9 protein-coding genes are annotated in these 8,627 nt (G+C 72.0%); 4 read left to right on the top strand and 5 right to left on the bottom strand.

Translation table 11 applies throughout. The features are described 5' to 3' along the window. Positions 1–432, bottom strand: a 432-nt coding sequence (locus Q6348_RS05705) for a hypothetical protein (protein ID WP_304600334.1), incomplete at its 3' end; no start/stop codon positions are given. A 295-nt stretch (positions 433–727) separates the two neighbouring features. Here Q6348_RS05705 and Q6348_RS05710 point away from each other — a divergent pair. Beyond that, complete coding sequence (locus Q6348_RS05710; RefSeq protein ID WP_304600335.1) at positions 728–1,993, top strand: hemolysin family protein; 1,266 nt, start codon at positions 728–730, stop codon at positions 1,991–1,993. A gap of 27 nt (positions 1,994–2,020) precedes the next feature. On the opposite strand, the gene Q6348_RS05715 is transcribed toward Q6348_RS05710, so the two are convergent. The 4 genes from Q6348_RS05715 to Q6348_RS05730 form a co-directional block, all read right to left on the bottom strand. Beyond that, positions 2,021–3,082, bottom strand: coding sequence for a cation diffusion facilitator family transporter (locus Q6348_RS05715; protein WP_304600336.1), 1,062 nt, complete (start codon positions 3,080–3,082; stop codon positions 2,021–2,023). Next, the gene (locus tag Q6348_RS05720) at positions 3,079–3,432 is read right to left on the bottom strand and encodes an ArsR/SmtB family transcription factor (RefSeq protein WP_304600337.1); all 354 of its coding nucleotides are present in this window, start codon (positions 3,430–3,432) and stop codon (positions 3,079–3,081) included. The genes Q6348_RS05715 and Q6348_RS05720 overlap by 4 nt, the downstream gene beginning before the upstream one ends. Positions 3,433–3,496: 64 nt before the next feature. After that, positions 3,497–4,222 carry an SDR family NAD(P)-dependent oxidoreductase gene (locus Q6348_RS05725; protein WP_304600338.1) on the bottom strand — a complete coding sequence of 242 codons (726 nt, stop codon included), beginning with the start codon at positions 4,220–4,222 and terminating at the stop codon, positions 3,497–3,499. Between the two features lie 53 nt (positions 4,223–4,275). Next, positions 4,276–5,307: a LacI family DNA-binding transcriptional regulator gene (locus Q6348_RS05730; RefSeq protein ID WP_304600339.1), complete on the bottom strand. Its 1,032-nt coding sequence runs from the start codon at positions 5,305–5,307 to the stop codon at positions 4,276–4,278. Between the two features lie 218 nt (positions 5,308–5,525). Here Q6348_RS05730 and Q6348_RS05735 point away from each other — a divergent pair, with 218 nt between their 5' ends. From Q6348_RS05735 to Q6348_RS05745, 3 genes are all read left to right on the top strand, one after another. Then, positions 5,526–6,836: a sugar ABC transporter substrate-binding protein gene (locus tag Q6348_RS05735; protein ID WP_304600340.1), complete on the top strand. Its 1,311-nt coding sequence runs from the start codon at positions 5,526–5,528 to the stop codon at positions 6,834–6,836. Between the two features lie 47 nt (positions 6,837–6,883). Then, positions 6,884–7,825: a carbohydrate ABC transporter permease gene (locus tag Q6348_RS05740; protein WP_304600341.1), complete on the top strand. Its 942-nt coding sequence runs from the start codon at positions 6,884–6,886 to the stop codon at positions 7,823–7,825. Next, positions 7,822–8,627: carbohydrate ABC transporter permease (locus Q6348_RS05745; RefSeq protein WP_304600342.1), on the top strand; the 806-nt coding region annotated here is incomplete at its 3' end. The genes Q6348_RS05740 and Q6348_RS05745, both read left to right, overlap by 4 nt.

An 8,627-nucleotide genomic window follows, 5' to 3' on the forward strand; every position in this document is an offset into this window, starting at 1 on the left:
GGCCTGCCGGTCGCTGCTGAAGGACTCCAGCGCTGCCGAGACGTCCGAGGCCTTGACCCCGAGGGCGTCGGCCAGGGAGGTGGCCTCCGCAGCCCGCCGCTCGGCCAGGTCCGCATCGGACAGGTCGCGCCCACGCACCGTCACCGGGTTCTCCGCGTGGAACGCCTGCAGGGCCGCGGTCACGTCGTCGGCAGCGACGCCGAGCTTCTCGGCGAGGTAGTCCGCGAGCGCGGTGACGCCGTAGCGGGCCGCGACGCCGTCGGTGGCGCCCCAGCCGCGCATGCCCGCGCCGTGACCGGCTCCCGTGCACCACGACGGGGTGGTCGTGGTGTCGTCAGTTGCGGCCGACGCGGCACTCGCCGTGCCCAGCGCCGCCGCAAGGATGATCGCGCCGCCGGCCGCACCGGCGCCGATCTTGGTCCGTAGCCTCATCGTGTCCTCCGTGATCGTCGGTCCCGCCGCTCGTCCGGCGGGGCGTCGTCGTGCTCAGTGGCTCGAGCCTCGCGGACCCGGATGAGGGCAGGGCTGCACCCGTGATGAAGGCTGTGTGAAGCAGAGGGTGCGCTGCGTGAAGCGGGCCGTGTGGTGATCAGGCGTGCGCTCGCAGACGAGTCGCGGGGCGCTGCTTGACGCCGGGCCCCGGGAATCCGTTCACTCGGGGCATGGATGATCCCTGGAGTCCGTCCGTCCGTGTCCGTGCTGCGGCCCTCCCGGCGGTGTGACGGACATGGACGTGCTGGCCAGTGCCTTGCTCGTGGTGCTCTTCGTGTTGGTGGGCGGGGTCTTCGCCGGGACCGAGCTCGCCCTGGTGTCGCTGCGCGAGAGCCAGGTCGTCCGGCTCGAGGCGCAAGGGGCCCGGGGGGCGCGCGTCGCGGCCGTGGCGCGGGACCCCAACCGGTTCCTCGCGGCCGTGCAGATCGGGGTGACCGTCGCCGGGTTCTTCTCCGCCGCCTACGGCGCCTCGACCCTGGCGCCGGACCTCGCCCCGGTGCTGGTGTCCGCGGGCATGGCACCGGGTGTCGCCGACGTGCTGGCGCTCGTGCTCCTCACCCTGCTGATCGCGTACGTCTCCCTGGTCCTGGGCGAGCTCGTGCCCAAACGCCTTGCTCTGCAGCGCGCCGCCACGGTGTCGTGGGTGGTGGGACCGCCGCTGGACCGCTTCGCCAGCCTGATGCGCCCCGTGGTGTGGCTGCTGTCCGTGTCGACGAACGCCCTGGTCCGGCTCCTGGGTGGCGACCCTCGGGTCACCACGGAGGAGATGACGCAGGAGGAGCTGCGGGACCTGGTCGCCGGCCATCGAGGGCTCGCCGACGACGAGCGGCGCATCCTCGACGACGTGTTCTCGGCGGCGGACCGCACGCTCGGCGAGGTGATGCGCCCGCGCGGCGAGGTCGCGTTCCTGCCCGGCACCTTGGGCCTGGCCGAGGCCGTCGAGGTCGTGCAGCCCCAGCCGTACTCCCGTTACCCGGTGACCGGCGAGGGCTTCGACGACGTCCTGGGCTTCGTGCACGTGCGGGACCTGTTGGGTCGACCGGGCGACCAGCAGCTGCTCGACCTGGTGCGTCCCATCCCGCACCTGCCGGTGACGAACCGGCTGCTCCCGTCGCTGTCCATGCTGCGCTCGCAGGGTGCGCACATCGCGCTGGTCGTCGACGAGTACGGCGGCACGGACGGCATCGTCACGCTCGAGGACATGGTCGAGGAGCTGGTCGGGGACATCCGGGACGAGTACGACCGCCCCGAGCCCGCCCTGCCGGCCGACGCCCAGGGCCGCCAGGTGGTCGACGCGGGAATCACCATCGAGGAGTTCGCCGAGGTCACCGGCGTCGTCCTGGCCGACGGACCCTACGAGACGGCCGCGGGCTACGTCATCCACCGGCTGGGACGTCTCGCGGCCGTCGGCGACCGCGTGCGCGTGGACGGCCACGAGCTGGTCGTCACGCAGGTCGAGGGTCGGCGCCTCACCCGCCTGGCGCTGCGCCCCGTCGCCTAGCTCGCGCCACAGGCTGCGGCGTCGTGCTCAGAACGTGGCCCGCTCAGATCGCGGCGCCCCGGACGCCGCGTCGTCGGCCGCGGTCTGCGACGGCGCAGCGGGACGGACCACGAGGTCGAGGCGGTCCAGGCGGGGGAGCGCGTGTGCCACGGCGGTCCGGGCACGGGTCTCGAGCTCGGTCACGACGGTGACCGCGGCGGCCGGGTCGACCTGCACCCCGGCGGTGGCCTGGAGCCGGTGGCCCGTCCACCGCAGCCGCACCTCGTCCACGCGGTGCACGCCGTCGACGTGCGTGAGCGCGTGCTCGGCCTCGTGGACCAGCGCGGGGTCCACCCCGTCCAGCAGGCGCCGACCGACGTCGCGGGCCGTGCCCCACAGCAGGACGGCGATCGCGACGGCGATCAGCAGGCCGATGACCGGGTCGGCGAGCGGGAAGCCGGCCCACACCCCCAGGACGCCCAGCACCACCGCGAGCGACGTGAAGCCGTCCGTGCGGGCGTGCACCCCGTCGGCGACGAGTGCCGCGGAACCGATCCGGCGGCCGGTGCGGATCCGGTAGACCGCGACGGCCTCGTTGCCGGCGAAGCCGACGACCCCGGCGGCCAGCACCCACCCCAGGTTCTCCAGCGGCTGCGGGTTCATCAGCCGCCCGACCGCCTGGACCGCGGCGAGCACGGCCGACAGTGCGATCATCGCGACGATGAACAGCCCCGCGAGGTCTTCGGCGCGGTGCAGGCCCCAGGTGTAGCGGCGGGTTGCGGCGCGCCGACCGAGCGCGAACGCGATCCACAGCGGGATCGCGGTGAGCGCGTCCGAGAAGTTGTGGATCGTGTCGGCCAGCAGCGCGACCGATCCGGACGCCGCGACCACGGCGAGCTGCAACGCGGCGGTGATGCCCAGACCGACGAGGCTCACCGCGACCGCCCGCACGCCCGCCGCGTTCGCGGCCAGCGCGTCGTCGATCGAGTCGGCGGCGTCGTGGGAGTGCGGCACGAACACCTCGTGCAGCCAGCCACGCAGGCCGTGACGGTGCTCGTGCGGGTGGTGGTGGTCGTGCTCGTGTGGGTGGTCGTGCTCGTGCGCGGTCATGCCTGCTCCCGGTGGTGCCGGGGCGTGGCCTCGACGGCGTGCTCGGCCTGCTGCAGGGCGTCCACCACGAGGCGACCCGCGTGGTCGTTGATCAGCCGGTAGTAGGCGTGGTTCCCGTCCTGGCGGGCCGCGACCATGCGCGCCAGCCGGAGCTTGGCGAGGTGCTGGGACACCGAGGTCGGGGACTTGCCGACCGCCTCGGCCAGCTCGCCCACGGTGTGCTCGCCGGCGCTCAGCGCGAGCACGATGCGCAGCCGGGTCGCGTCGGCGAGCATCGCGAACACCTCGACCGCGATCTCGACGTAGGTCGGGTCCACCGCCTCTGAGGGCGTCTGTGCATCTGCGCTCATGCGCAGATTGTAGCCCGCGACCAGACGGCGGCCCACCGCGGCGCGCGGCCCGTCCTCGCGCAGGTCAGACGTCGACGCCCGTGCGCTCGGCGAGCGCATGCAGCAGGTCGTCCTGGAAGGACACGTCGTGCACGGCCCGGTGCGGCTCCTGGCGTTGCTGGTGGTGCCAGTAGCCCCCTGTGGTCAGCGCCTCGGGGTCGGTGCTCACGGCGAGCCACACCTGGGTGACGTGGCCGAGCCGCAGGTCGTCCGGCGCCGAGGGGCCACCCATCTTCGTGGGCACCCACCCCGGATCCACCGCGTTGCTGGGCACCTCGGGCCAGAGCCGGGCGAACGCCGCGGCCAGCGCGGTGACCATGAGCTTGGAGTCGGAGTACGACGGCCCTCGCCGGGAGCCGGTCCGGCGGAAGCCGGACAGGTCGGCGCGCCCCGAGCGATGCATGCCGCTGGACAGGAAGACGAGGCGGCGCGGTCGCTCGAGCAGCACCGACAGCAGGTACGGCGCGACGACGTTGACCGGCAGCACCGGCCGTTGCATCGTCCCCGCGTTGTGGATGACCGCGTCCATCCGCCCGAGTCGAGCGACCTGATGCGCCAGGTCGTGCGTCTCGTCCGGTTCGGCGAGGTCGCCCACGACCAGCTCGGCGCCGCGGTCGACGAGGTCCTTGAGGGCCGGTGCCCGGGCGGGGTTGCGGGCGTGCACGACGACGCGGTGCCCGGCGGCGAGCAGCTCCAGTGCCGCCCCCCTGCCGAGGCCGTCGCTCGAGCCGGTGACGAAGACGTGGGCCATGGGACCTCCCCCGGGTGGGCGGTGGGGTGTCGCGTGGTCGAGCCTACGGGCTCCTACGCCCCCACCGTCGTCGAGCCCCGGATGACCAGGCGGGGCGCGATGGCCTGCGTCCCCGCGGCCGGCTCACCGGCGAGTGCGGCGAAGATCAGCTCCGCGGCGCGGCGGCCCATCTGCTGGAAGTTGAAGTCGATGCTCGTGAGCTGGGGACGGGAGCCGGTCGCGAACGGCCCCCAGTTGTCGAAGCTGATCACGGCGATGTCGCCCGGGACCCGGACCCCGCGGTCCCGCAGGAGGTCCAGCGCACCCCGGGCGATCTGGTCGGAGTCGCACACGATGGCGTCGACGGGCTCGCCGGCCTCGAGCACCGCGTGCGCCCCCGTGCGGCCCCAGGCCTCGCTCCAGCTGCCCGACCGCGACGGCCCCACCTGGGTCAGGCCCGCGTCCGCAAGGGCAGCGCCGATGCCGGCCTCGCGGTCCCGTGCCGCGGCGTAGGTCGGGTCTCCGGCGATGTGCGCGATGCGCCGCCGTCCGATGCCCACCAGGTGCTGCACGGCCAACCGGCCGGCGGCGACGTTGTCGGCGATCACCGAGGTGTCCCGCTCGTCGGAGGACGGGGCGTAGACGTACACCACCGGCACCGGGAGGTCGTGCCCCAGCGACCTCCTCGGGTTGGTCTGGCTGCCCACCACGATGAGCCCGTCGACACGTCGGCCCAGCAGGGCTCGGATGTGGTGCCGCTCGCGGATCGCGTCCTCGCGTGAGTCGCACAGGAACACGGAGGTCTGACCGGCGCCGAACGCGTCCTCGGCCCCCATGAGGATCGGGATCGAGAAGCGGCCCTCGAGATCGTGCGTGAGCAGACCGACCGTGCCGCTGCTGCCGTGCAGCATCGCCTGCGCCAGGGAGTTGGGGGTGAACGAGAGGCGGTCGGCGGCATCCAGCACTCGTTGCCGGGTCGTAGCGGAGACCTGCTGGCGCCCGTTGAGCGCCTTGGAGGCGGTGGCGGTCGAGACCCCGGCGAGCTCCGCCACCTGCCGCAGGGTGGCGGGCTTCCCGCGACTGGGTGCGCCCCCGTGGCTGTTCACGCCGAAAACCTTGCCACAGAGGGAGGGTATTGACCAAGCGTCTCGTGCGCACTAGGGTACCGAAAAGGGTTTCGGTCCTTTCGGTCCGAGACGCCCACTCTCCGCGAGGGGGTCGCCGGCGGCGTCAGCCACCGGTGCCGGCGAGGCACATATCCGCAACGACGAGGATCGGAGGGGCCACGGGTCCCCGCCGCCCCGCACGAATGGAGCGCAGATCCATGCACACCCAGCACTCAGCCCGCGCCCGGCGCGCCGGACGGCGGTCGCTCGCCGCGGCGGTGACCGCGGGCGTGGCCGTCCTCGGCCTGGCCGCCTGCTCCGGCGGCACGGCTTCCACGCCGTCGGACTCCACGGGCGGTTCCGCGAGCGGCTCCGCAGGGGGTGGCTCGACCACGCTCACCGTGTGGCACTACTTCAGTGACGCCAACCAGGTGAAGCTCATGGACGAGTACGCCAAGAAGTTCGAGGACGCCCACCCCGACGTGACGGTGGACAACGTCTTCGTGCCGTACGACCAGATGAACTCCAAGCTCGTCTCAGCCGCGGGTGCCAAGACCGGCCCGGACATCGCCGTGTTCAACGGCGCAGAGACAGCGACCATCGCGCTGGGTGGCGCGCTGGCCCCGCTCGACGACTACTGGTCCTCATACTCCGACGCAGCGCAGTTCCCCGACTCGGTGATCCACAAGGTCGACGGGAAGACCTACGCGGTGCAGGGCTACGTCAACCTCCTGGGCCTGTGGTACAACGCCGACATCCTCAAGGAGATCGGCGTCCAGCCGCCCACCACGATCGACGAGCTCGAGAAGGACATGGCCGCGGCGAAGGCGGCCGGCTACCAGGGCATCACGCTGTGCGGCCTGCCGCAGTCCCAGGGCGAGTGGCAGGCGTACCCGTGGCTCACCTCGCAGGGCTTCACCTACGACTCGCCGGACCAGAGCTCGCTCGCGGCCGGCCTGTCGATGGTGCGGGGCTGGGTCACCGACGGCTACCTGTCGCAGGAGGCCGTCACCTGGGACCAGACCGTCCCGTTCCAGAAGTTCGCGGCGGGCGGCATCGCCTTCGCCGAGAACGGCAACTGGCAGATGGGGACGGCAGCGTCCGACGCGAAGTTCAACTACGGCGTCGTGCCCCTGCCGCTGGGCTCGGACGGCAAGGTCTACCTCGGTGGCGAGGGTGAGGGCATCGGTGCGTTCAGCAAGCACCCCGACCTCGCCTGGCAGTACCTGACCGAGACCTACCTGGACCGCCAGGGCCAGCTGCTCCCGGTGAAGATCGTCGGCTCCATCCCGTCCCGCCTGGATGCGGCGAAGGACGACACGGTCACCAGCAACGAGCTCCTCAAGCCGTTCGCGGAGACGATCGCCAAGTACGGCGCCAACTACCCGGCGTCCGTGATCAGCCCGGACGCGGTGGCGGACGTGCAGCTGACCGTGGGGCAGGCCTGGAGCGCCGCGCTCGGCGGCCAGCAGTCGCCTGACACCGCTGCAAGCACAGCCGTTCAGAAGCTCTCCTCGCTGCTCGGCTGACCCACGCTGCGGCCCCCGGGGCCAGAGACTCCATGAGGAGGTCACTCATGACCACATCACTGGCCACGGGGGTCGCAGCACCCTCCCGGTCGCCCCGAGCGCGCTCGCGCGACCGGCGGCGACCCCAGCGGCGGCTCGTCTTCCTGCTGCCCGCCGCGCTCTTCCTCGGCATCTTCAGCCTGTACCCGCTCGTCCAGCTGCTCCGGATGAGCGTGAGCGACGTCACCGCGCGGACGCTGAACAGCCCCTGGTCGTTCGTCGGGCTGGACAACTTCACCGCAGGCTTCTCCTCCGGGCAGACCACCCAGGCGCTGGTGCGCACCCTGGTGTTCGTCGGCGTGGTGACGCTGCTGGGCATGGTCGGCGGTCTCGCCGGGGCCATCGCCCTGCGCACCCGCGGTCGGTGGTCCGGGTTGCTCCTGGCCGTCATGGTGTTCGTCTGGGCGCTGCCCCCGGTCGTCAACGGCAGCGTGTGGAAGTTCCTGCTGGGCGACGCCGGTCTCATCAACACCGTGCTGCTGGACCTCGGGCTGCGCCAGGCGCCGGCCCCGTTCCTGTACGACCAGTACTGGGCGTTGATGTCGGTCGCGTTCGTCAACGCGTTCGCGGTCATCCCGTTCAACGCGCTGGTCTTCCGGGCCGCGCTGATGAACATCGAGCCCGAGACGTTCGAGGCCGCGGCGCTCGACGGCGCCAACCGTTGGCAGGAGATCCGGCACATCATGCTCCCCGCGGTCCGGGCCACCACGCTGGTCCTCCTGGTCCTCACGGTGGTCTACGGGTTCCGCAGCTTCGACTTCATCTACGTCATGACCTACGGCGGACCGGGCACGGCGACCAACACGCTGCCCTTCCTCGGGTACCTGCAGGCCTTCGTGCGCTACGACTTCGGGCTCGGCGCCGCGACCTCGGTCGTCACGGTCCTGGGCGTCCTGGTGCTCGCCGTCGTCTACGCCCGCAGCATCCGGCGCGAGGAGGCCGAGTCGTGAACCGTCGTACCGGCCCGGTGACCTTCACCGTCAAGCTGATCCTGTCCCTGATGTACGGCGTCCCGCTGCTGTGGATCGTGCTCACCTCGTTCAAGAGCACCTCGGACGTGATGACGACGCAGTCCTCGCTGGTCTTCCGGCCGGTGACCACCGCCTACGTCCAGGCCTTCAACGGCGCGCTGGTGGACGCGCTGCGCCAGTCGGTGCTCATCGCCGTCGGCACCACCGCGCTGGTCCTCGTGGTCGCGATCCCCGCCGCCTACGGCCTGGCCCGCACCCGCGGCCCGCTGCCCAGCCTCGGGCTCGGCCTGCTGATCGTGCTGCAGATGATGCCCCAGACCGCGACCGTCATCCCGCTGTTCGGGATCTTCGGCAACTGGGCGCTGCTCGACAAGACGCTCGGCGTGGTGATCGCCGACTCGGCGCTGCTCATCCCGTTCGCGACGTTGCTGCTGCGACCGTTCTTCCGAGCCGTGCCCGTGCAGCTGGAGGAGGCGGCCTCGATCGACGGCGCCCCGATGCTGCGCACGTTCTGGTCCGTGGTGCTGCCCGTCGCCCGCAACGGTGTCTACACCGTCGGGACGCTCGTCTTCCTGCTGTCCTGGGGAGAGTTCCTCTACGCGGTGAACTTCTTCCTGTCGCCCGGCAGCTACCCGTTGTCCGCGCTGCTCGCCCAGCAGGTCTCGGCGTTCGGCATCGACTGGCCGGGCCTCATGGCGCTCGCGGTCCTGACGTCCATCCCGATCCTGATCGTCTTCACGTCCACCTACCGGCTGCTGCGCGACGGGCTGACCGTCGGCGC

The sequence above is a fragment of the Actinotalea lenta genome (assembly GCF_030586465.1).
Taxonomy (GTDB): domain Bacteria; phylum Actinomycetota; class Actinomycetes; order Actinomycetales; family Cellulomonadaceae; genus Actinotalea; species Actinotalea lenta.